Below are 23497 nucleotides of genomic sequence, written 5' to 3'. Positions count from 1 at the left end.
AACTCACACAAAAAAATTTAAAAACCGAAAGAGAAATATGGCATAATTGTTATATTTAACATTTATTGATTAAACCTAAGCCCCCGCTATATGAAAAATATTTTACTATTAATTATTCTTAGTGCATCAATTCAATGCTACGCGCAAAAGCTCACCTCTTATAAAGCAATTAACGGTTTAACCTATAAAATTGGTGATACGGTAAAATTAGGCAGGGGGTCGGCACCTAATGGCTCATTTAACTATATGCAGATGGGTGGTTTTGGCGCATTTTTGGCCCACAAACAACAGCGTAGCGATCAATTAAATATTGATAAAAGTTTTTCAAACACTGCAACCGTTATCAGAAAAATGAAATCGGCGCAAATAAATGGCGTTCAAAAAGTAACCTTTGTTGTAGATGGCAACGGCCCCGTAAACTTTAACCTGGCAATTGATGATGCTATACAAACCTGTGAAGTAATACCTTGTAAAGGCCAGGCAGCAGCCCCTGTAGCAAATACAGTAACGAGTGTGGCCGATGAAATAGCAAAGCTTAAAAAACTTTTAGATTCCGGCACCCTTACACAGGCAGAATATGATGCCCAAAAGAAAAAACTTTTAGGGCTTTAATTAAGGAACCTGGCTTATATCGGTAAAAATACCAAGCTCACTATTAAGTACTATTACACCAATATTGCCGGTGTTTTTGGCAGGTGAGTAAAGCTAATTAAGCTGCACAATTTCTATCTCATTTTTCCACATACAAATGTGGTGTGCCTTTTTTTGGTTAATTTAGCCCTGATGATATCTGTTATTTCTAAATTACCACAAACCGGAACTACTATATTCACCACCATGTCGGCGTTGGCTAATGAAACCGGTGCGATAAATTTATCACAGGGGTTTCCGGATTATTCCACTTCGCCTGAACTGATTGAACTGGTGAATAAGGCCATGCAGAACGGGCATAATCAATATGCCCCAATGGCCGGTCTTATGGCCCTGCGCGAACAAATTGCCATTAAAACCGAAAAGCTTTACGGTGCTGTTTACGATCCCGAAAACGAGATAACTGTTACCGCCGGTGGCACGCAGGCTGTATTCACGGCAATTAGCGCGGTTATCCATCCAAATGATGAGGTAATAATTTTTGAGCCGGCGTATGACTGTTATGCCCCTGCTATTAAACTGATGGGCGGCGTTGTAAAATCCCTTGAATTAGAACCACCTGATTACCGCATTGCGTGGGATATGGTTAAAAGGCTGATCAATAATAAAACAAAAATGATCATCCTTAATTCGCCGCATAACCCAACCGCCACCATACTAAGTAAAGAGGATATTGACGAGTTAAGCGCCCTGGTAAAGAACCAGGATATTTTAATTTTAAGCGACGAAGTTTACGAGCACCTGATATATGACGGACAGGTGCATCACAGCATGGCCCGCTATCCGGAATTGCAGCAACGTAGCTTTATCATTTCCTCTTTCGGCAAAACATTCCACGCCACCGGCTGGAAAATGGGTTACTGCCTTGCCCCTGCTTATTTGATGCAGGAATTCAGGAAGATACACCAGTTTTTGGTATTCAGCGTTAACTCGCCCATGCAATATGCCATTGCCGAATATTTAAAGGATGAAAATACCTATTTAAGCCTGCCTGATTTTTTCCAGGAAAAGCGCGATTACTTTCGTAAAGGCCTGGAACAAACACGGTTTAAGCTGCTGTCCTGTTCAGGTTCATACTTCCAATCGGTTGCTTATGATACCATTACTGATGAAAAGGACACCGACTTTGCCATCCGCTTAACAAAGGAGGCCGGGGTGGCTTCTATACCTGTTTCAGCGTTTTATCGTACGGGTATTGACAGGCATATTTTGCGTTTTTGTTTTGCAAAAAGGCAAGAAACTATTGATAAAGCCGTTGATAGATTGATAAAGGTTTAACCTTACAGAAAACGTTTACGTATAACTTAATTGCTGCCGAACTACTTACACGCTTATGGATAATCTTAAAATTACAATATACCAGGGATACTTATTTTGGGAAAATATAGATAAGAACCTGCAAAATATTTCTTTACGGTTATCAGGTATCCGCGAAAAAACAAACCTCATTATTTTGCCAGAAATGTTTAATACAGGCTTTACCATGAATGCCGAAGCACTGGGTGAAACTATGGATGGCAAAACCATGCAATGGATGCAAAAAACCGCGCAAAAGTTTGATTGTGTAGTAACCGGCAGTATTATTATTAAAGAAGGCGGCAAATATTACAACCGCCTGCTTTGGGTACGCCCCGATGGTACACATGAGCATTATGATAAGCGGCACCTGTTTGCTTTGGGTAAAGAAAACCAAACTTATACTGCAGGCACCAAAAAACTGATAGTGGAATTAAACGGCTGGAAAATTTGCCCGATGATATGCTATGACCTGCGTTTCCCGGTATGGCTGCGTAACGTTGACGAAGATTACGACCTGCTGATGATAGTAGCCAACTGGCCCGAAAAGCGCGCGTTGCATTGGCGCACCCTTATCCCCGCCCGTGCTGTTGAAAATCAAAGCTATGTAATTGGCGTTAACCGTGTTGGGCATGATGGTAACGAAGTTTACCACTCAGGCGATTCAACCTGTATTGACCCTAACGGCAATGTGGTTTACTATAAACGCGATGAGGAAGATGTATACACCTTTTCTGTTATTGGCGATGAGGTTAAAAAAGCCCGCCGTGCACTGCCTTTCTTAAAGGATGCGGATGTGTTTACTATCGAGAATTAAACTGCCGGGGACTATAATTTATATTTGACGGTTGCCAGGTGTTGAAAAGTCAGGATGAGTTGATCGGCTAAATTTATCCGGTTATTATTCAAACACGTCTGCACTGTCAAATCATACCTAAGCATCCCGACAATCGCCGGAGCGGCACTACACCATGCATTATCATCTTTCCACCTAATTAAACTTTCATTTACATACTAAACTTAGTATTTTGCGTTAGTAAAAATTATTAACCGGATTTTGTAGATGAGATTGATTTTACGTACCACTGTAGCAGTGTTTGCCTTGTTATCTGCTTTTTGCGCATCGGCACAAAAAAAGGAAAAAGAAAAACCACTTAAAATTAAAGAACTCACCCAATATGTTGATCCGTTTATTGGCACAGGCGGCCATGGCCACACCTATCCCGGCGCGGTGGTACCGTTTGGGATGGTTCAGCTTAGTCCGGATACACGACTAGAAGGCTGGGATGGTTCATCAGGCTATCATTATACCGATACTACTGCTTACGGTTTTTCACATACCCACCTTAGTGGTACCGGCATAGCCGATTATTGCGACGTGCTTTTTATGCCTACTACCGGCACTCCACAATTGAGCAATAAAGATTACCGATCGGGTTTTAAAAAGAAAAACGAGGATGCCTCGCCGGGTTATTACAAAACCAGGCTTGATAAATATAACATCGGGGTTGAGCTAACGGCAACTACCCGAGTGGGCGTACACCATTATGATTACCCAAGCACCCCGCAGGCCAATATCATAATTGACCTTCAGCATCGTGATGAAGTGCTTGACTCCTGGATAGAGGTGGTTAATGACCATGAGATCCGCGGTTTCCGCAGGTCAAAATCATGGGCTACAGACCAATACGTTTATTTTTACGCCAAATTCTCTAAACCGTTTAAAACCTATGGCATAGCATTAGATGATAAGCTGCAGCAAGGCCAAAATAAAGTTCAGGGTAAAAATGTAAAAATGTACGTGCAATTTGATAACCCCGGTGATGTGGTATCAAAGGTTGGGATCTCATCAGTAAGTGCCGAAGGCGCTTTAAAGAACCTTGATGCCGAAGTCCCTGATTTTGATTTTAAAAAGGTTGCCAAAGCAGCAAAGCTTGCCTGGAACACCGAACTTAACAAAATACAGGTTGAGGGCGGCGCACCACCGGTTCCGCAACAGCAGGCAGAGAATAATAGCTATAATCCGTTTGGTTACCCCAGTCCTAAACCACAAAAAAAGGTAGCAATACCCGATCATGCTAAGATCAAGCAGATCATATTTTACTCGGCATTGTACCATTGTATGCTTGCCCCCAATGTTTACAATGATGTTGATGGCCAGTACCGCGGTATGGATAAACAGATACACACCGCCAATGGGTTTAACTATTACACGGTTTTCTCTTTATGGGATACCTTTCGTGCGGAGAACCCGCTGCTTACACTTATTGACCGTAAGCGCACGCTTGATTTCATTAAAAGCTTTATGGCAATGTATGAGCAAGGCGGCCTGTTACCCATATGGCCGCTGGCATCAAACGAAACTTTTTGCATGATAGGGAACCACTCCATCCCGGTTATTGTTGATGCGTACGCTAAAGGGATAAGGGACTTTGATGCCGAAAAAGCATTTGTTGCCATGAAAGCGGCAGTAAACCGTAACCAGTTTGGCTTAGATAATTACCGTAAAACAGGCGCCGTTAATGCCGATGTGGAGCATGAGTCGGTTTCAAAAACATTGGAGTATGCGTATGATGACTGGTGCATTGCCCAAATGGCCAAAATGCTTAGCAAACCACAGGATTATGCCGAATTCATTAAGCGTGCCCAATACTGGAAGAACGTTTATAACAACCAGAACGGTTTTATGCAGGCACGTGATAACGGTGCATGGTTTACACCGTTTGAGCCTACCGAGATCAATAATAACTACACCGAAGGTAATGCATGGCAATATTCTTTTTTAGTGCCGCAGGATATTGAAGGGCTGATAAAAGCGATGGGCGGCAAACTGAGCTTTGAAATAAAACTGGATGAACTGTTTAGCACCACAGCTAAACTAAGCGGCCGCCAGCAGGATGATGTTACCGGCCTGGTTGGGCAATACGCCCATGGCAACGAGCCAAGCCATCACATTGCCTATTTGTACAACTTTACAGATTCGCCGGATAAAACGCAGTACTACCTTAATAAAATTATAAACGAACAATATACCGCCGCAACCGATGGCTTATCTGGCAATGAGGACTGCGGGCAAATGTCGGCCTGGTATGTAATGAGTTGTTTAGGTTTTTACAATATAGCACCGGGGCAGCAGCAGTTCCAGATAGGGATTCCGCAGTTCGAAACAATGATCATCAGCCTGGAAAATGGCAAAAGATTCACGGTGAGTAATCCGGGCGCTACAGTTAGTCGCTCTAATGTGTACCTGCAGGGTATGAATCTGGATAAAAAGAGCTATAACAAACTCTACCTTGATTATGAGACCATTATTAAAGGCGGCGAGTTTGAGGTATTTACCGGCAGGCTGGCTAACAAGCTATTTGTACAGGATTTGGAGAAACCTACCTCTAAGATCACGGATGAACTGATAGTGCCTAACCCTTACATAGAATCTGCCTCAAAAACGTTTAAACAAGCCATAAGCCTTACCATTAAATGTGCCGACAGCTTGGCTAAGATCTATTACACTTTAGATGGCAGCACACCCGATGCAAATTCGGCGCTTTACAGCAAAGCCTTAATAATTTCGGCCAATACAACGGTGAAGGCCATTGCCATCAATAACGGCAAAAGCAGCTTTGTTGATGAGGGTAATTTCATAAAGATCCGTGGCGACCTGAAGTTATCATTAACCAATAAATACCTGCCTAACTATGCTGCACAGGGCGATGAAACACTGGTAAATGGTATTCACGGCACAGCAAACTGGCGTTTAGGTAACTGGCAGGGTTACCAGAATAAAGATCTGGAAGCAATTATTGATATGGGACAAATAAAGCCCGTAAAGCAGGTTAGCATTGGTACACTGCAGGATACCCGGTCATGGATAGTGTTCCCTAAAAATGTGCAGTACTGGCTATCTGACGATGGAAAGAATTACAAATTGGCTGCAACCGTTGAGAGTAAAGTAGACGTGAAGGACCTGAATATGCAGACCCAGGAATTTACAGCGCCTTTAAATGCCCGTGCCCGTTATATAAAGGTAGTGGCCAAACAATACGGCCCCCTGCCCGATTGGCATGAAAGCAAGGGCAGCCAATCGTACATCTTTGCGGATGAAATAACGGTAGAGTAAGTATAATTAGTGAATTTGGAGGAATGGCTTTCAACTTTTAACTTAAAACTTTCAACTTAAAAAATGGCTTACAATGAAACTCTGTTAAACCGCATACGCGAAGCATTGGTTGATGTTGCCAATGTTGACGAAAAATCAATGTTCGGCGGTGTATGTTTTATGGTAGATGATAAGATGTGCATTTGTGTAAAACAAGATGAAATAATGTGCCGTGTTGGGCCCGGTGAATATGAAACCGCTTTAGAAAAGAGCGGCGCCCGCCCCATGATACATGGCGGTAAAACCATGCACGGTTATGTTTTTGTAGAAGCAGATGCCATCACAAACAAGAAAGATTTTGATTACTGGATTGACAGATCGTTGGAATATAACAAAACCGCAAAGTCATCAAAAAAGAAGAAATAGATTTTCCGTTCATTTAAGCGCTCCACCGAAGTAAAATGCAAGCAGAATAGTAATAAGTTCTATTTAGCACCACAGGTCAATATCATTAAGTAATATGTTTTATAAAAAGCGCCGTTAGGTGCTAAAGCTTTGTAGTAAATGATATTTAAACATTTTAGCGTGCCATCGGTACGCAACATGTCGAGGTTCCGTACCGATGGCACGGTATTACTACTCAACTGTTTTTCTACAAAGCTTTAACCCCGCTGGGGTTTTCTTTTAACTTAATGACATTGGTACCAGGTACGAAAGTATAGATCAGTGCAACTGAGGTTACTTCTCCCAGCCCGTTTCCTTTAATGCAGGATCATTTTCTTTAGCCAGGAAATCGTTATTTGATAATGAACCGGCATCCCAATTCAATATGGCTTCATCAGGCACAATATCTACCGGTGTTTTCCATGAGGTTGATGTTTCATTATAAGCCAGGTTACTTTGCAGCGAGTAACAGCTAATGATAGACCAGCGGGGATGATCTGACAAATTAGCCTCTGACCGGTGCAGCAGGTTGCTATGAAAGAACAGTGCATCGCCTGCTTCAATTTCGCAATAGATGAGTTCCATTGTTTGTAAAGCATTGTTCACCATAGTCATATCCGCGCCTACCTGTTCGCCACTAAAACCGTGGTTTACCCGGCCCAGTTTATGCGAGCCTTTTATCACTTGCAGGCATCCGTTTTCCTCATTTGCCGCGGTCAGAGCTACCATTACACTCATCAGTTGATCTGGGAACATAAATTGATTTTTATACCAATAACCGTAATCTTGGTGCCATTCCCAGGCGCCGCCAACTTTAGGCTCCTTTTGCATCAGTTTGGAATGAAAATGGCAAACAGGCGGACCCTCCCCTAATAGCTGTCCAACCCGGCTTATCATCCGTTCGCTACGGGTCAAATAGCCAAATACATCATTCCCCGGCGTAAACCATAACGACAGGCGGGTTTTCTTGCCGCTTTGATCATTCAGGTCGAGCGCATTTTTGCTCATGGCATCATCGTTTAAAGCCGTGCTGTATAGCTTGTCGGTTTCTTCTGTATTGCAAAAGTTCTTCACTATTAAATAACCATCACGGTTATAATCGCTTATTTGTTGAGCGGTTAATACTTTATTTGCCATCATGAAACAATTAAGTAATTGGTTAAGTAAATTTAGCAAGTATTATTGATTTACTATGACCTGGTGCCTGCTAAAATTTATTCACTTGTACCTACCTTAGCTTTATGAAATTCTATATTAAAAACATGGTGTGCAACCGTTGTAAAATGGCAGTAAAGGCCGAACTTGAAAAGGCCGGGCTGCACCCCGTAAGCATAGAATTAGGCGAAGTAGAAGTTGACGAAGAACCTGATGCAGCTACCATTAAAAACCTTAATAACAGCTTAAAACAATTAGGATTTGAGATTATTGATGACCGCAAAAGCCGGATAATTGAACAAATAAAAACAGCTGTAATATCACTTATCCATTATAACGGGGAACAGCATAACCTTAACTTATCATCCTATCTTTCGCAACAACTCAATTATGATTACGGCCATTTAAGCAGCTTATTTTCGGAGGTTGAGGGCAGCACTGTCGAAAAATATTACATCGCTCAAAAAATAGAAAAAGTAAAGGAGCTGATCATGTATAATGAGCTTAACCTATCGCAAATTGCAAACCAGTTGGGTTATAGCAGCGTGGCCCATTTATCGGCACAGTTTAAAAAACAAACCGGATTAACCCCTACCTTCTACCGTTCGCTCAAAAAAAATATACGCCGCAATATCGAGGAACTGTAAATCATATAAATCAATTATGTAATTATATAAAGCCTGCACTATACAGTGATGGTATTTTTGTGTTACAAATAATTAATTTCATGACACATACCTATAACATCACCGGCATGACCTGCACAGGCTGCCAGGCAAAAGTTCAATCATTATTATCAAATATACCCCATGTTACCAAGGTGGATATTGACCTTGCAAATAACAAGGCCGATATTACAATGGATGCGCATGTACCTACTGCTAACCTGCAGGCTGCACTGGCAGATTATCCTAAATACAGCCTTTCAGAAGCTCAGCACCATCAGCCGGTTCAACAGGCTTTTACAGATGAGGAAGAAGACGAACGTTCGTTTGTTGAAACCTACAAACCCGTATTATTAATATTTGGATATGTTGGAGTGGTTGCTATTCTCATAGCCTCATCATCGGGCAATTTTAACTGGATGCTGGCTATGAGGGCCTTCATGGGCGGTTTCTTTTTGGTGTTCTCTTTTTTTAAAATGCTGAACATACAAGCCTTTGCCGATAGCTACAGCATGTATGATATTATAGCCAAAAAGTTTAGGGCCTGGGGGTTCATTTATGTATTTATTGAGTTAGGCCTGGGCATTGCTTACGTTATTAACTTTAATCCTCTGGTAACCAATATCATTATCCTTGTTGTAATGAGTGTGAGTATAATTGGTGTTTTACAGAGCGTGTTTAACAAACGCAAAATACAGTGCGCCTGCCTTGGTGCTGTGTTTAATTTACCAATGAGCACCGTTACTATTATTGAAGATGCATTAATGATAGCCATGAGCGCTGTAATGCTCATAGCTATGCTTTAATTTATCAATCCCAGTTAAAAGTAACTTCTTTGTTGTTCAGTTTCCATTTTGTTGGGAATTGGTTGTCCATCCAGTCCAGAGGTTCGCCGGTTGGCTGTATCCTGGCTGCGTTGGCAAATGCCGTTTTTATGGCCGCTTTTTTATCGGCATCTAAAATATCGATCTCGGCAGATATGAATAACGGCGAGCCGCTTTCGGCCAATAATTGCAGCCACTGGCGGTTCTTATCCCACGGAACATCTTTTGTTAAACCAACGCAATCGCCATCGGCAGCATAAAAGGTATTGTGCTGCGGCAGGCGGAAACCTAAAGTATTCACACCCATTTTTTTGGTACGGGCCCACTCCTTGCCGCTGGTATCATCGCCAATGCGGTTAAGCTCAAAAACCCCGGCAGATAAATGACTCATGGTATTACAGCCAATAATGTACATATCCCCTGCCGATTCCCTTATTGCCCGGTACAGGTTGTTAATGATCTCGGCATTGGTTTTAGTTTGATCCTGGTATTTCCATCCCGGTATGGTAAAACTATCCGTCATCCGCGAACCCCATTTACCAAAAATATCATAGGTGCTGTAATCATGCTTTACCATATCATATCCCCATTGTTTGTAAATGCGCATATTGCGCTTTACCCGTTCAATATTCTCGGGGATGGTTGGGTCAAGTATAGGGGTCTTAGCATCATCCCTACCACGAATAGCTGGGGCCAGTAAGCTTGCTTTATCATCAAGGCGGGCAATTAAAGGCCTTGTCCATAAGCCGGGGCGCATGCCCAGGCCTTTTATCTCACCGGCCATTTTATGCATATCCTTAAACTTATCATTAACCAAAGAAAAGTCATCGGGCTGCTGCCATCCATCATCAATTACCGAAAATGGGCGGTTATTGGTATCGCTAACAAACTCTGCCATTACGGTGGTTTGTTCTTTTATTGATTTGTAAGAGTTATTACCGTAAACCACATACCAATCATTTATACCATAAACCGGTTGTTTAGGCAGGCGTGGTTTGGCGCACATTACTTTACAAAAACGCGTTGCAGTAGCGTATGGTGTTTCATTTGCTTTGCTTATAGCGGTAACAACATCCGCGGCATGCAAAGTACGCCCGCCCAGTTTAACACCCGATCCGCCAGAATGGGTGTCCATTGTCAATTCTAAGCTATCGTTTTTCACTTCCCACCAGCAAATGGTGTTGGCGCCTGTTTTTACACCAAAACAAGCGGTTTGCTTATTATCATTCAGCAACACATACCATGGGTTTTTAGCGGTACCCCCGGGCGTTTTCCAAGCCAGGTCGCCATATGAACGTTCCCAGTGGTCGCCTAATATTTTTGAGTAACCGGTTGTTTGATACTTCCATTTAAGCCTTACTGCCTGCAATTCGGCAACCGGAGATTGGATATATACAGCCTGCCCGTTTCCATTTGTTTTTATGCTAACTTTTATCCCCTGGTAAGTAAATACAGCACCGTTAGATCCTGTAAGCTTTACCCATTGGTTATCAACCTGTGCCCAGGCCTCATCAGGGTAATTGATCAATGAACTGTTAGGTGCTGCGGCATAGGTAAGCCTGCTATACATAACCGAGGCAAAGCCCACGGCAGAAAGTTTAATAAAGTGGCGTCTTAACATAGTTTTAAATGATGGCTAAAGTAGTGAATACAATATTTATCCGGTTAAAAAACTTTGTAACAAATGGCATAGACTGGAGTCAAAGGTTGACGCAATATTTAAAAAAAACCGCATAAGCTATGAAATGGAATTTCTTCTCACGTAAAAAACCAGCAACTAATCAACCTAAAAAGAGCAAAACACGCGAGTGGGTTGATGCCATTGTGTTTGCGGTTGTTGCATCTACCATTATCCGGGGATTGTTATTTTCGGCTTATGCAATACCATCCGGCTCTATGGAAGGCACCCTGCTTACCGGCGATTATTTGTTTGTGAGCAAGATAAGCTATGGCCCGCGTATGCCATTTACACCAATTGCAATACCGTTTACAGAGAGCACCGTTTATGGTATTAAAACCTACTGGGATGGCATTAAACTACCCTATTTCCGGTTACCGGGAACATCAGAAGTAAAGAAGAACGATATTGTAGTATTTAATAAACCTGAAGAAGCCGATACAAAATATAACCGCCCGGTTGATGTGAGGACCAACCTCATTAAACGCTGCATAGCCACATCGGGCGATGTACTGGCAATTGTTGATGCGCGCGTTTATATAAACGGCCAGCTTGTTAAGAATGCCCCCAAAGCTCAAACTTCCTATATAGTAAGTACCGATGGCAATAACCTGAACCCTGAAATGCTGCAGAATTTGAAGATTGAGGTTGCACAGCAATTGAGCGCTACGGATTATGTAATGATAATACCAACGGATAGCTACAACGAGTTTAAGGGCTATTCAAATATTAAAGCGATAAAACCGGTTATTGAAACAAGAGGCAATTTTGACCCTTCGATTTATCCGCATAATGAAAAATTTAAGTGGAACCTTGATAATTACGGCCCTTTGCTTATCCCCAAAAAGGGACTAACCATTAAGCTGAATGATTCAACCATGACCTTATACAGCCGCGCAATTGAACTTTATGAGCATAACAAGGTTGAAGTAAAAGGCAAGGATGTTTACATCAACAATAAAAAGGCTGATACCTATACCTTTAAAATGAACTACTACTGGATGATGGGTGATAACCGCCACAATTCAGAAGATTCCCGTTATTGGGGCTTTGTACCCGAAGACCATATTGTAGGTAAAGCCATGATCACCTGGATGAGCAGCGACAGTACCGCATCGCCGCTAAAACGTATCCGCTGGGACAGGATCCTGAAGCCTATCAATTAAGTTAAGAACTTTCTGACAAGGTCTTAAAAAGTTGCACGTTACCGAACAGGTGGCCGTATCAAAAGCGGATACTTTTATTATGATATCTTTCATAAATAATTGATTAATAAATACTTATACAGATGGCATTGCATTTGTTGCAACACCTGTATAAGGTTTAAACATGAAAAGTAACAGACCACTCATAAGGCGCACATTTTTACAGGAACGTTTTGATATTTTGATAAAAAAGCAAAGAAATGGCAATGCTACTTTCAATGACCTTACCGAGCTGGACGATATAGTGAACCGCGACCCCGCCATAAGGGAAAGCATCCTTGAAGAAATGCATAGCATTGATAACACACCCGAAGACCCTGGCCAGCCCGAAATTGTTAATGTTGAGCCTGTGAAACATCCGGGTTTGCTGGAACAGTTTAAAGCTTTTATTAACCGGCTGTTTATTACAGAAACTGTTAATGTAAAACCATCTTTAATAGGCTAAGTTAAGATGAGCTATTTGCTTAATTCTTTTTAAATTGCAGTTTATAAACCTTCTGCAATTATGAAAAAAGTTCTCCCTCGTTTACTGTTAAGCCTTATTTTGCTGGTAAGTGTCCTGCTTGCTGCTTTTAAATTCCCCGGTTATAAAAAAATAAACATTGTTTTTATTGGCGATAGCATTACGCAAGGAGCAGATAATAAGGTTGCATATGCGCCTTCGGGGTATGCTATAACTTATTTAAGGGACAAGCTGCCCGCTGTAACCGTTAACCAGGCTAACGCGGGCGTAAGCGGCCGTACTACGCTTGATTTTTTACCCGGTCAGATAGATTTCATCAATGCAGCCAAAGCTGCAGATACTTTATATACTGATAAAAATGCGCAGCTGGTATTCTCTATAATGCTGGGCACAAATGACAGCGCAGTAAAAGGCCCGCATGGCGCGCCGGTTGCCCCGCAAGATTACAAGCATAACCTCAGCACTATTATTGATACTTTGTTACAACGCTACCCAAATAGTAAGATTGTTATAAACCACCCAATATGGTACAGCCCAAATACTTATAACAATGCCATGTACCTGGCCGAAGGATTAGCGCGGCTACAAACTTATTTCCCCGAAATTGACGGGATAGTAAAAAGCTATAAGTTAACAAATCCTGGCCATGTATTTATTGGCGATAAAGCCGGCTTTGCTTATTTTAAGAAAAATTATGCCAATACTTTTAAGTTTGAACAAGGCCGGAAAGGAGTTTTTTACCTGCACCCTAATGAAAAGGGTGCCTCTGGTTTGGGAGAGTTATGGGGTAAAGCCATTTATAAGGCATTAAAGTAATGCCTTATGCAGATTAACTTTTTTCTGGTGGAGTTGACGTGATCTCGCCAAACTCGTTTACATAAGCTATCATGCTATCCAGGTCGCTGCCCGTAGGGTTTTCCTTACGCTCCTGCTTACGCATTGCTTTGTCTTCTTTCTTTTTTTGCCGGTTCTTCTCTAATTGTTTTTTCATGAAAGTTGCCTGCGATTTTGCCATATTTTAAATAGAATTAGTTAATAAATATTTTCAGAACAAAAAAGCACCTACCTTTTCAGGCAGGTGCATTACGATTAAATTTTATAGTGATTTTTTAAACTACTTTTACATTTACCGCGGTAAGGCCTTTTTTGCCTTCTTCTACATCGAACGTTACATTATCGTTTTCACGAATTTCGTCGATTAGACCAGTTGAGTGAACAAAAACATCGCTTCTGTTATCACTCTGTGAAATGAATCCAAAACCTTTAGTGGCATTGAAAAACTTTACAGTTCCTTCTTTTTGCATTATAACTTTTTTTAATAAGTGTGCAAGGTACTCATTAATACCGGCATTTTCTTTTAAATAAAAGTATTTAACGCTATTTTAAATTATATAACGTTTACTTTATGCGCTAACGTACTCTGTAAGCGTATATTATATAAAGTAAAAATTAAATTAATTTTTAAAAGTTGCTGATATTCAATAAATAAAATCTATCTTTAATAAAATCCTTCTCTAAAAACACATCCACCTTAGGCATTGCCATTTTTCTATCAGGGTAAATAGCGGCCTCTAATACAATAATCATGAGCAAAGAAAAAAAATCGAACAAAGAGACAAAGAAAGCCCCTGCAGAAAACGTAACTAAAAAACAGTCTTCTTATCAATCAGGTAAGGGTTCTGTATCATCAGACCTGTCATCAACCAATAAGAAAAAATAACTCCATGAACGAAAAAACAATAGAAGATCAAACCCGTCTTTACCTTTACGATTTAATGAACACAGCCAAAGAACATGGCTTTAAAACAGACGACGTTTGGGAATTTAGCGTGGCAACTAATTCTGAAAGATTAAAGCTGCAGAAAGATTACTATCCTACTATTGCCACCAAGTTATTTCCCGAAATAATGCTTCAGGTTTTTCATGGCATTAAAGCAAGGCTTAACCAATCTTTTAATAAAGATGAGCAACAGTTAGATAAGCGCAGCGTTTTAGCCGGCGAATTAAGTTATCTGGTTGCTTACAATCCAAAAAGACCACGTACATAACATTTTACAAAAAAGGCCCCGGATACCGGGGCCTTTTTTGTATTTCTATGGGATAATGTTGTCCCTGTTATATTTTTGCTTTTCGGCACTGTCCGGAGCAGGGACTTCCCGCTCGCCTTCTGTTAGCAGATGATCACCGCCTTCTGTTAGTAAGTGGTCACCACCCTCCGTTATTAAACGATCCTCGGCCGTTATCGGTTTGCGTTTGCCGTAAAATTTGGTTTCGTTAAAATGCTCGTGTTCATAAAAATCATTATCGGTTACTATTGTGGTATCCGGCTTAATAAACACATTACGAATTTCTGCTTCTATTTCCCGGCTAATTTCCCTGCCCCTTTCATATAAGGGTAATGAGGTTAGCTGCTCAACGGTAATGTTGGGTATAAGTACCGTATCGTCCTTTTCGTTCAATTCGGCCACGCCAATTGGTATAAGTACGTGTCCGTCTTCCAGATCAAGGTCGTTGTTTTCAGTATCTAATACAATATAACGCACCTTTCTTGATTCGGGGTCAAACAAAAGATCATCAACCTCACCAATTTTTACACCTTTAGAACTTTCAATATCCCAGCCCTGTATATTAGGCTGGCCATCAACTATTTCAAAATTACTTTCGCTTAATTCCTCTAAGCGGCTGTAATTATTTATATTTTCATCTGTAGCCATCTTATTGAGTTTTAGTTTTTAATATTTAGTTACCTGTACTATCCGCGAATGCCACTATCTCTATGCTCCTGTTTTGCGCCTGGCCGTTATTGGTTCTGTTAGGCAGCAAAGGCCTGGTTTCGCCTACCGATTTTATAAATATCATTGATGCCGCAAAACCGCTGTTGGTTACCAGCCAGTCTTTTATAGCAACTGCTTGCCGGGCAGCTAATGTTTTATTATAACTTGCCACACCTGCCGAATCTGTATGCCCATAAATGCCTATAGCCGCGTTTTTAAACCGCTTGTTTAATGATGCTGCTATTTGTTTTAACCGTGCTTCGGCAGTTGGTTTTATGATGCTTGAATCAGGGGCAAATAATACATTCTCATCCAAACTGTAAATGGCATATTTTTGATTACCCTGCACTACAATGGCGGTATCAGTAATTTCTGCGTAACTGGCTTTAGGTGTGGCAAAATCTACCTCGTTCCAGTTGGGTTGCGTGGTTGTAACCGGGGCAACATTGGTAACTACAGTATCGGCAGCTAACGTGTCTGACTGATCAACTTTAAGGGGTGCCGATCTGTTGCAGCCTTTGTATAACAGAAACAATACACCTAAAGCAAGAATTATAAATATAAGCCATATCCAGATAGGGCCTTTGCGTTTAGGTTGAACATCTAATTGTGCCATGTATACTTTTATTTGATAGTTAAATTACTACCTATCAAATGATAATAACGATCAATAGTTTTAAAAAAGATTAATTTGACCAGATAACTTAAACGCGCTGTTCCGTTCCGCTAAAAGCGGAACAAAACCGGAACACTCATTTGCAAATCCCGCCCTATACATGATCATTCATGACAATCTCACTGTTTTTGTTCATGGTTACTAAAAGCGCCTTAAGCCTTTCGATGTGATGTACAATATCGTCGGCTATCTTTGAATTTTGCAGTTCTTTGTCGCTTTGTCCATCTTTTCCTGCATGATCAGCTATCTTTTGCAACAGTCCTTTACGCTCTTCCAGCATACGGATGCATACCCATAATGATTCTTCCAACGCTTCGGCCTGGGTTTCAACAAGTAGTTTTTCGTTATAAGTATGGCCGGTAAAGCAACGGTAGCGGCGTGCGGGGTCATTATGCATGGCAAATAAGTTTCCACCACACTCAGGGCAAGTAAAATCAGTTTGCTTCCCTATCTTTTTAAGATCTTCAATACTGCTTGTCATATGCTTTGTTATTTCTGCCTCTATCTTGATATCCTCGGGTATTTCATGTATTGCCCCTTGTGGTTTGGCAAACAGATCATCCAAAATGTAACTGATATCATTTATAGAGACTTGATAATCTACATCTACTTTATTTAATACATTTCTGGGCATATCCGGAAACTCAGCTTCTAAAGGTTCCTGCACTATACATACCCCACCACTGCGCTTAATGGCAGACATGCCCGATGTGCCGTCATCCATCATACCACTCAACACTATCCCAATAACCCTTGAATCATAAGCCGCCGCTGCCGAGCGGAATAATACATCAATAGATGGCCGCCAGCGATTTTCATGCGGGCCTTTGGTAATGTGGATAACGCCTTTTGTAAGTAACATGTGACTATCCCTGGGGGCAACGTACAAATGGCCGGATTGTATCGCTTCGCCATTAACGGGGATACTGCAAATGAATTTGGCGCTTTTTTGCAAATGTTGAACAATAACCTGGGGCATGGATTGTTTGCCCAAATGCATTACTACAAATATGGCTGCCGGAATGTTAACGGGAATTTTCGCGGCCAATTGAATTATAGCTTTAAAACCACCAGCCGAGGCCCCTATTACAATTACATTTTTTATGCCGTCCATCGCTTTTATGGAACAAGGCAACTAACTTATAGTTTTAATGAGATTTGAACAGTTGTACCATCGCCGGGTTGCGATTTAATATGCATGGTACCGTTATAAAAATCAAGCCGGTTGCGGATACTGCTTAACCCTGAACCTGTTGGCCGGTTTTCCTGCTCATTAACATTAAAGCCGACGCCATTATCCTTTACTTCAATCTCCAGCAGTTTACTTCTTTTTATCGCTACACCTACAATCACCGTATCTGCCCGGGAGTGTTTCATACAGTTGTTTAGCAACTCCTGGATAAGGCGGAATATTACCGCCTCAATAGTAAGGTTTAAGCGGGATGTTAAACCGGTAATTTTGGTTTTAATACGCAGTTGCGGAGTGCTAAACCGCTTGGCCAATTCTTCAATAGTAGCAGGTAAACCAAAATCTGTTAAAACTGATGGTGCCAGCTCAAATGATATATTGCGCGTTTCTTTAATAGCATCGTTCAATAAACTATTTATGGTTGTTAAGGCATCCTCATTTGTTTCATCGGATTTAAGCTGCTGCAGGTTAAGTTTTATGCCGTAAAGCAGCTGGCTCACACTATCATGTAACGATTCGCTGATCCTCCGCCGTTCGTTCTCCTCTGTCTTAAATATGGCAGCCGCTATTTTTTTATGCTGATCTATCTTTAGCTGGCCGGCCTCTTCCTGCAAAATCTTCTTTTCGGTAATATCCATCATGGTGCCCAGGAACCGCTTGCTCTCTCCCGGTTCAACAACCACGTGGCCGCATATAGAAATGTGGCACAGCACATCGCCCCTTAAAAGGCGACAGTCTACATTTAATTCTTTCTCCTGGTTAACGGCACTGCGCAGGGCTTCATCCAGTTTCTCACGGTCATCAGGATGAATGATGTTTAAAAATGACTTATACTGCCCGTTAAAGGTTGAAATATTTAGCCCGCAAATTTGATAATTAGCATCATCCATTGAAAAGAAACCTGTCTTAAGGTCATACTCCCAGGTGCCAGCCTTTGAAGCCTCTAATGCCAGCTCTAACCTGTTTTTTATTTCAGAAAGCTGCTGTTCTGATTCAATACGCCTGGTAATATCCATTACCGCTATATAACATTGTTTTTTAAGGCCTATCGTATTATTTATCACAATGCCTTCTACCTGTGCATTCATAACTGCACCATTTGCTTTTTTAAATTTAAGCTGGCAATTTTGTGCTGTACCTGTATCTACCAGGCGGTTTAAAAAAATGTAAAATGCATCAGCGTGGTCTTGCCAAATAAAACTCTGCATTCGCTTTTTAATAATACTGCTTTTGCGCAACCCCAATAAATTGGCGCCTATAATGTTTACATCTTCAACTGTACCGGTCACGTCCAGTATATAGTATCCTACCGGCGCCAGGTCATATATTCCCGAAAACCTTAACCGCTCAATTTCTAATTCTTCGTTAGCAAGGCGCAGCTCATCATTCTGCATTTCCAGTTCAATCTGGTGTACTTGCAGTTCCTGGAATAATTTTTTTATATCATCCTCGGCTACTTTGTTTTCACCTGATAGTTTTTTGCCTGATAAATATAGCTCCGCCTCTTTTCGCAAGTGCAAAAATTCTGGTTTATTTACCGGTTGCTTCCTATTGTCTTCCAAACTCACACTATTTAACTTTGCTTATAATAACCATCACCATTAATGTTTCTTTTGATTCGTCATCAATAAAAGGCTGACTATGAATTTTAAACTGCTGTTCAGCATCACTACCGGTAGTTAGTGGTACAGAGGCGCTTGCTTCTTTTATTAAACATTGCCTGATCAAATCGTCCAGCTTTTTAGTTTCCCACTGGTTATGTACAATATCTGCAAATAATTTGCCGGTAATATCTTCTTCCTTAACACCAAAAAGCTGCAGGTAATGGTTATTAACTGTCATCACCTTCATATCTTTATCTAATTGTAAAGCGGGTTCCTCCATGGCTTTCACCACACCTGCCGAATACTTTTGCAACTCAACAAGCCTAAACTGAATTAATTTGTAAGGAGTTATAGGCGTAAAAGTGATAACCGCGCCCGATATAAAATTATCTAAAGTCCGGTAAGGCATAATCCGCACATTGTACCATTCGCCATTTTTAGCTTTGGATTCCACCTCTTTGGTTACCAGTTTATCAACAACTTCTTTTATTTCACTTTCAATGGCGGGGTAATCCAAATTAGAAACTATGTGCGATATTGGCCTGCCTACATCAGACGGTATCAGGTTAAACAGCTTGCGCACCTGCGGGGTAAAGCGCAGTATCTCCATATTATTATCTAAAAATATGGTACCTATCTCGGTAGAATCGAGCAGGTTTTTCATATCGTTATTCATTAAGGTAAGCTCTTCTGCCTTTGCCTGGTATTGCGCGTTAATGGTCATCAGCTCTTCATTAAGAGATTGCATCTCTTCTTTTGTTGTAAGTGATTCTTCATTAGTGCTTTGCAACTCTTCATTAGTGCTTTGCAGTTCTTCGTTAGTTGATTTTAATTCTTCCAGCGAAGTTTCCATTTGCTCAATAGTGCTGTGCAATTGTTGCTTGGTATATACCAATTGCTTCTCCAACTCTTCTGCCTGCGTATTAATTGCCGCCTCGCCTTTTGTGATCTTTCGTTTTGGTTTAGTTAGCAGGCCTCTATCCTCAAATATTAGTAAAATAAGGCCAAACATGCCGGGCTCATCTAAAAACTCTGCTTTTAAGTTAAGGATCCTTATTTCTTTATCTTCTTTTAGTTTGATGTCAGTTACAGTTACCCCGCCTTTTTGAATAGCAGCCTGGTGTATAATATTGCCAAATACATATCTTAGTTCTTCACGTGCCATCTTGTGGATGTTCATATTGGCCTCTCCCGTTGGCAGCTCCAGGTAACGGCTGGTTTTACCATTAATATACAATATATCGCCTTTTTCGTTAACCAATACAGATGCAGGGGTAAAATTCTCCAGCAGTATCTTGTTAAAAGTATCGGCCATGGCCTTCTTGCCTGTTAGCTTTTCATTGTCGTCGTTCTTTAATGCATTATTTGCTAGGCGCGAAACATTAAACGGAAAATCTATCATCTTCCCGGTATTAAATCCCCCCTCTTTACGTTCAAACAACTTCCATTTTGGGTCAATGGCGGCAAACATATCTGTAAAGCCGCCAATGGTTTCGGCCGGCCCCATAAATAGTATTCCCTGCAGGTTAAGAGAATAATGAAATACCGGGATAATTTTTCTTTGCAGTTCAGACGTCAGATAGATCATTACGTTACGGCAGCATAGGAGGTCAAGCCGGGTAAACGGCGCGTCTTTTATGAGGTTGTGCTGTGCAAAAACTATCATTTCTCGCAGCTCCTTTTTAACCGAAAAACGGTTGTCTTTTTTTACAAAAAATTGTTTGATCCGCTCATCAGATACATCAGACACAATATTATCATGATACAAGCCGGCCCTGGCATGTTCAATTGCTTCGGTATCCAGGTCAGTAGCGAAGATCTGTATCTTGGGAAGCTTTTTAAGATGGAGGTCCTGCACACATTCCATCAGCAGCATAGCCACAGAATAAGCCTCTTCGCCTGTTGAGCAGCCTGCTACCCAAACGCGTATAGGGTCATCTACCTTTTTATTTTTTAGTAAGTGATATAATTTATCTTTAAGCGACTGATAAGCAAACGCATCCCTGAAAAACTTGGTAACACCAATAAGCAGTTCATTAAATAACAGGTCTATCTCCGGCGGGTTTTCCCGCATGAAATTCACATAGGTTAAATAATCAGGCAATTGATGGTAAGCCACACGCCTGTCAATTCTGCGGGTAATGGTGCTCTTTTTATACAAACCGAAATCGTGCCCGGTATGTGAGCGCAGCAGCATTAATATTTTTTGAATGGCATTGCCGTTCTGAATATCGTTCCGCGCCTGTTCAGTAGCTTCATCGGCCAGTATAGGGTGGTTAATGTACTGTATCAGTTTAATAGGCATTTCCTCGGGGGCCAATACATAATCAACCAAATTGGTACCTATGCTTGCCAGCGGCATACTGTTGTATTGAGCCGTTTCCGGGTCTTGTACCATAGCCATGCCCAGTTTTTCTTTGATCATGCGAATACCGGTCTCGCCATCAGAACCCATCCCCGAAAATATGATTCCTACTGCTTTGTTCCACTGGTCTTCGGCAAGGCTTTGTAAAAAGTAATCAATAGGTTGCCGGTGGCCGTGCACCTGGGCCGGCGTAAGTAATAAAAGTTTGCGGTTATGCATCCCCATATCGGCATTGGGCGGTATTATATAAACGGTATCCGCTTCAACCTTCATCCCGTCTCCTGCCTGTATCACCGGCATAGAGGTATAGGTTTGTATCACCTCGGTAATATGCCCTTTATGGTTAGGATCCAAATGCATTACAATAATAAAAGCCATACCGCTATCATTAGGCATATGCTTAAAAAACTTCTCGAACGCGGTAAAAGCACCCGCCGAACCGCCTATTCCCACAATTGGGAAAGCGCGCGCCTTACTTTGCCGCGGGGCAGCTGTTTGTTTTTTAACACCTGCTTTTTTTTGATCGTTTACAGCTTTCCTCGAAGATTTTTCTTTACTATCAGGCATTATGAACAGATATAAAATTAAAGTAAAGTAAAGTTACCGATTAAGTATGGGCTTATATCATAACACCCCAACTCAATTTTAATTAGCTCAAGTATAATTTTAATTAAAAATGAATGAATATATTTTTAATTGAATTGTGTAATCACCTTTAATTACAACAGGAATTTTACAGGAGTTTTGTAAGCACTTCTGTTTTAAGCCTTTCGTTTTTATTACATTCGCTTATGAAAACACCCCAAACCTTATTGCACTTTGTTAATGCTAAAAGCATTGCAAAGCTTTTAGCCGTTACTGCTATATGCTACACCGGGCCGGTATTTGCACAATCACAAAGCCCTGTTGTTGCCGGCATTGTAAAAGAAGCTACCGATAACTCACAATTAGAAAAACTTGCACACGAACTGCTTGATGGTATTGGGCCCCGTTTGGTAGGCACACCACAGTTTGACCAGGCCGGCAAATGGGCGCTGGAAAAATACAAAGGCTGGGGAATTACTGCCAAACAGGAAAAATGGGGCGAATGGCGCGGATGGCAGCGCGGCATATCACATATTGATATGGTTTCGCCACGCGTAAAATCATTAGAAGGGACACAATTGGCCTGGAGCCCCGGCATGAAAAAAGCCATTACTGCCGAAGTAATTGTACTCCCTGAATTTGCAGATTCTGTTGCCTTTACGCAATGGCTGCCCGCTGTGAAAGGTAAATTTGTAATGATATCAATGAGCCAGCCAACCGGCCGCCCTGATGATAACTGGAAAGAATTTGCTACCGCAGAATCTTTTACTAAAATGAAAGACGCCCGTACTGCACAAACAGCAGCATGGCGCAAACGCATAGCCAACACCGGCTTTACCGCACGTACTTTACCTGTAGCACTTGAAAATGCTGGCGCAGCGGGTGTTATAACCAATACCTGGTCGGCAGGATTTGGGGTTGATAAAATTTTTAGCGCTTACACTAAAAAAGCACCTACTGTTGATATTGCCTTAGAAGATTATGGCTTGCTATACAGACTTGCAGAAGGTGGCGAAAAACCTAAAATAACCATCCAAACCGAATCAAAAGAACTGGGTGTTGTACCTACCTTTAACGTTGTAGGCGAAATAAAAGGCTCTGAGAAACCTAATGAATATGTAATGCTATCTGCCCACTTTGATTCATGGGACGGCGGAACAGGCGCTACAGACAACGGTACCGGAACTTTAACCATGATGGAAGCCATGCGTATCCTTAAAAAGGTATATCCTAATCCAAAACGTACCATATTGGTTGGCCATTGGGCAAGTGAAGAGCAAGGCCTGAACGGTTCGCGCGCATTTGTTGAAGACCACCCGGAGATTGTAGCTAACCTGCAGGCGTTATTTAACCAGGATAACGGCACAGGCCGCGTGGTTAACATTAGCGGGCAAGGCTTTACAGGCGCTGGCGACCTTATCACTAAATGGTTAAGTGTGGTACCAGATACTATTCGTCATCAAATAAAAACCAACTTCCCGGGCACACCGGGCGGCGGCGGGTCAGACTTTGCATCGTTTGTTGCCGCTGGCGCTCCTGGCTTTTCGTTAGGGTCAAACAGCTGGTCGTACGGCAGTTATACCTGGCACACTAACCGCGATACTTATGACAAGATAGTTTTTGATGACCTGCGCAGCAATGCCATATTAACCGCTATACTGGTTTACATGGCCTGCGAAGATCCCGCAAAAATGCCTCGCGATAAGACAACCCTTACCGCACCGGCTAAATGGCCTGTACAGGTAAAGGCAAACCGCCACGGTGGGTTAGATTAATTAAAATCATATTATTACAATACAGCAAGCACAGCATTTATAATGCTGTGCT

23 protein-coding genes are annotated in these 23497 nt (G+C 41.5%); 13 read left to right on the top strand and 10 right to left on the bottom strand.

The genetic code is table 11. The annotated features are described in order from the left end of the window. Positions 1 to 90 precede the first annotated feature (90 nt). The 5 genes from WC743_RS02125 to WC743_RS02105 all read left to right on the top strand — a co-directional run bounded on the left by WC743_RS02125 (position 91) and on the right by WC743_RS02105 (position 6469). Positions 91 to 612, top strand: coding sequence for an SHOCT domain-containing protein (locus tag WC743_RS02125; protein ID WP_373010090.1), 522 nt, complete (start codon positions 91 to 93; stop codon positions 610 to 612). A gap of 171 nt (positions 613 to 783) precedes the next feature. Next, entirely contained in the window at positions 784 to 1929 is a 1146-nt protein-coding gene (locus tag WC743_RS02120) for a methionine aminotransferase (protein ID WP_373010089.1), read from the top strand. 55 nt (positions 1930 to 1984) lie between these two features. Next, the gene (locus WC743_RS02115; protein WP_373010088.1) at positions 1985 to 2764 is read left to right on the top strand and encodes an amidohydrolase; all 780 of its coding nucleotides are present in this window, start codon (positions 1985 to 1987) and stop codon (positions 2762 to 2764) included. A 246-nt stretch (positions 2765 to 3010) separates the two neighbouring features. Next, the gene (locus WC743_RS02110; protein WP_373010087.1) at positions 3011 to 6064 is read left to right on the top strand and encodes a GH92 family glycosyl hydrolase; all 3054 of its coding nucleotides are present in this window, start codon (positions 3011 to 3013) and stop codon (positions 6062 to 6064) included. Positions 6065 to 6127: 63 nt separating this feature from the next. After that, the gene (locus tag WC743_RS02105; RefSeq protein WP_373010086.1) at positions 6128 to 6469 is read left to right on the top strand and encodes a TfoX/Sxy family protein; all 342 of its coding nucleotides are present in this window, start codon (positions 6128 to 6130) and stop codon (positions 6467 to 6469) included. 312 nt (positions 6470 to 6781) lie between these two features. Here the strand turns inward: WC743_RS02105 and WC743_RS02100 are convergent, their stop codons facing one another. Next, positions 6782 to 7627: a phytanoyl-CoA dioxygenase family protein gene (locus tag WC743_RS02100; protein WP_373010085.1), complete on the bottom strand. Its 846-nt coding sequence runs from the start codon at positions 7625 to 7627 to the stop codon at positions 6782 to 6784. Positions 7628 to 7728: 101 nt separating this feature from the next. Between WC743_RS02100 and WC743_RS02095 the strand changes: the two genes are divergently transcribed. Beyond that, on the top strand, positions 7729 to 8289 hold the full coding sequence (locus WC743_RS02095) for an AraC family transcriptional regulator (RefSeq protein ID WP_373010084.1): 561 nt from the start codon (positions 7729 to 7731) through the stop codon (positions 8287 to 8289). Positions 8290 to 8369: 80 nt separating this feature from the next. Beyond that, entirely contained in the window at positions 8370 to 9113 is a 744-nt protein-coding gene (locus tag WC743_RS02090; RefSeq protein ID WP_373010083.1) for a heavy-metal-associated domain-containing protein, read from the top strand. 4 nt (positions 9114 to 9117) lie between these two features. Here WC743_RS02090 and WC743_RS02085 read toward each other — a convergent pair whose 3' ends face one another. Beyond that, entirely contained in the window at positions 9118 to 10752 is a 1635-nt protein-coding gene (locus tag WC743_RS02085; RefSeq protein ID WP_373010082.1) for a hypothetical protein, read from the bottom strand. Positions 10753 to 10871: 119 nt separating this feature from the next. Between WC743_RS02085 and lepB the strand changes: the two genes are divergently transcribed. The 3 genes from lepB to WC743_RS02070 all read left to right on the top strand — a co-directional run bounded on the left by lepB (position 10872) and on the right by WC743_RS02070 (position 13293). Next, positions 10872 to 11975: a signal peptidase I gene (lepB, locus tag WC743_RS02080; protein WP_373010081.1), complete on the top strand. Its 1104-nt coding sequence runs from the start codon at positions 10872 to 10874 to the stop codon at positions 11973 to 11975. A gap of 163 nt (positions 11976 to 12138) precedes the next feature. After that, positions 12139 to 12459 carry a hypothetical protein gene (locus WC743_RS02075; protein WP_373010080.1) on the top strand — a complete coding sequence of 107 codons (321 nt, stop codon included), beginning with the start codon at positions 12139 to 12141 and terminating at the stop codon, positions 12457 to 12459. A gap of 60 nt (positions 12460 to 12519) precedes the next feature. Further along, positions 12520 to 13293, top strand: a complete 774-nt coding sequence (locus tag WC743_RS02070; RefSeq protein WP_373010079.1) for a GDSL-type esterase/lipase family protein — start codon at positions 12520 to 12522, stop codon at positions 13291 to 13293. 13 nt (positions 13294 to 13306) lie between these two features. Here WC743_RS02070 and WC743_RS02065 read toward each other — a convergent pair whose 3' ends face one another. From WC743_RS02065 to WC743_RS02055, 3 genes are all read right to left on the bottom strand, one after another. Beyond that, positions 13307 to 13492, bottom strand: a complete 186-nt coding sequence (locus WC743_RS02065) for a hypothetical protein (RefSeq protein ID WP_373010077.1) — start codon at positions 13490 to 13492, stop codon at positions 13307 to 13309. A 94-nt stretch (positions 13493 to 13586) separates the two neighbouring features. Beyond that, complete coding sequence (locus WC743_RS02060; protein WP_373010076.1) at positions 13587 to 13781, bottom strand: cold-shock protein; 195 nt, start codon at positions 13779 to 13781, stop codon at positions 13587 to 13589. A 157-nt stretch (positions 13782 to 13938) separates the two neighbouring features. Beyond that, on the bottom strand, positions 13939 to 14064 hold the full coding sequence (locus WC743_RS02055) for a hypothetical protein (protein WP_373010075.1): 126 nt from the start codon (positions 14062 to 14064) through the stop codon (positions 13939 to 13941). Between WC743_RS02055 and WC743_RS02050 the strand changes: the two genes are divergently transcribed. Beyond that, positions 14063 to 14197, top strand: coding sequence for a hypothetical protein (locus WC743_RS02050; protein ID WP_373010074.1), 135 nt, complete (start codon positions 14063 to 14065; stop codon positions 14195 to 14197). The genes WC743_RS02055 and WC743_RS02050 overlap by 2 nt on opposite strands. Before the next feature lie 4 nt (positions 14198 to 14201). Beyond that, entirely contained in the window at positions 14202 to 14525 is a 324-nt protein-coding gene (locus tag WC743_RS02045) for a hypothetical protein (protein WP_373010073.1), read from the top strand. Positions 14526 to 14570: 45 nt separating this feature from the next. Here WC743_RS02045 and WC743_RS02040 read toward each other — a convergent pair whose 3' ends face one another. The 5 genes from WC743_RS02040 to WC743_RS02020 form a co-directional block, all read right to left on the bottom strand. After that, entirely contained in the window at positions 14571 to 15191 is a 621-nt protein-coding gene (locus WC743_RS02040) for a PRC-barrel domain-containing protein (RefSeq protein WP_373010072.1), read from the bottom strand. Positions 15192 to 15216: 25 nt separating this feature from the next. Next, a complete protein-coding gene (locus WC743_RS02035) occupies positions 15217 to 15867 on the bottom strand; it encodes an OmpA family protein (protein WP_373010071.1) in 651 nt (216 codons plus the stop codon). Positions 15868 to 16021: 154 nt separating this feature from the next. After that, positions 16022 to 17041 carry a chemotaxis protein CheB gene (locus tag WC743_RS02030; RefSeq protein ID WP_373010070.1) on the bottom strand — a complete coding sequence of 340 codons (1020 nt, stop codon included), beginning with the start codon at positions 17039 to 17041 and terminating at the stop codon, positions 16022 to 16024. A 26-nt stretch (positions 17042 to 17067) separates the two neighbouring features. After that, on the bottom strand, positions 17068 to 18684 hold the full coding sequence (locus tag WC743_RS02025) for a PAS domain S-box protein (protein ID WP_373010068.1): 1617 nt from the start codon (positions 18682 to 18684) through the stop codon (positions 17068 to 17070). Between the two features lies 1 nt (position 18685). Beyond that, entirely contained in the window at positions 18686 to 21652 is a 2967-nt protein-coding gene (locus WC743_RS02020) for a CheR family methyltransferase (protein WP_373010067.1), read from the bottom strand. A 224-nt stretch (positions 21653 to 21876) separates the two neighbouring features. Here WC743_RS02020 and WC743_RS02015 point away from each other — a divergent pair, with 224 nt between their 5' ends. Then, complete coding sequence (locus WC743_RS02015; protein ID WP_373010066.1) at positions 21877 to 23445, top strand: M20/M25/M40 family metallo-hydrolase; 1569 nt, start codon at positions 21877 to 21879, stop codon at positions 23443 to 23445. Positions 23446 to 23497: the final 52 nt, after the last annotated feature.

It is taken from the genome of Mucilaginibacter sp. (assembly GCF_041660805.1).
In the GTDB taxonomy this organism is placed as follows: Bacteria; Bacteroidota; Bacteroidia; order Sphingobacteriales; family Sphingobacteriaceae; genus Mucilaginibacter.
This window is presented reverse-complemented; position numbering and strand designations above follow the sequence as displayed.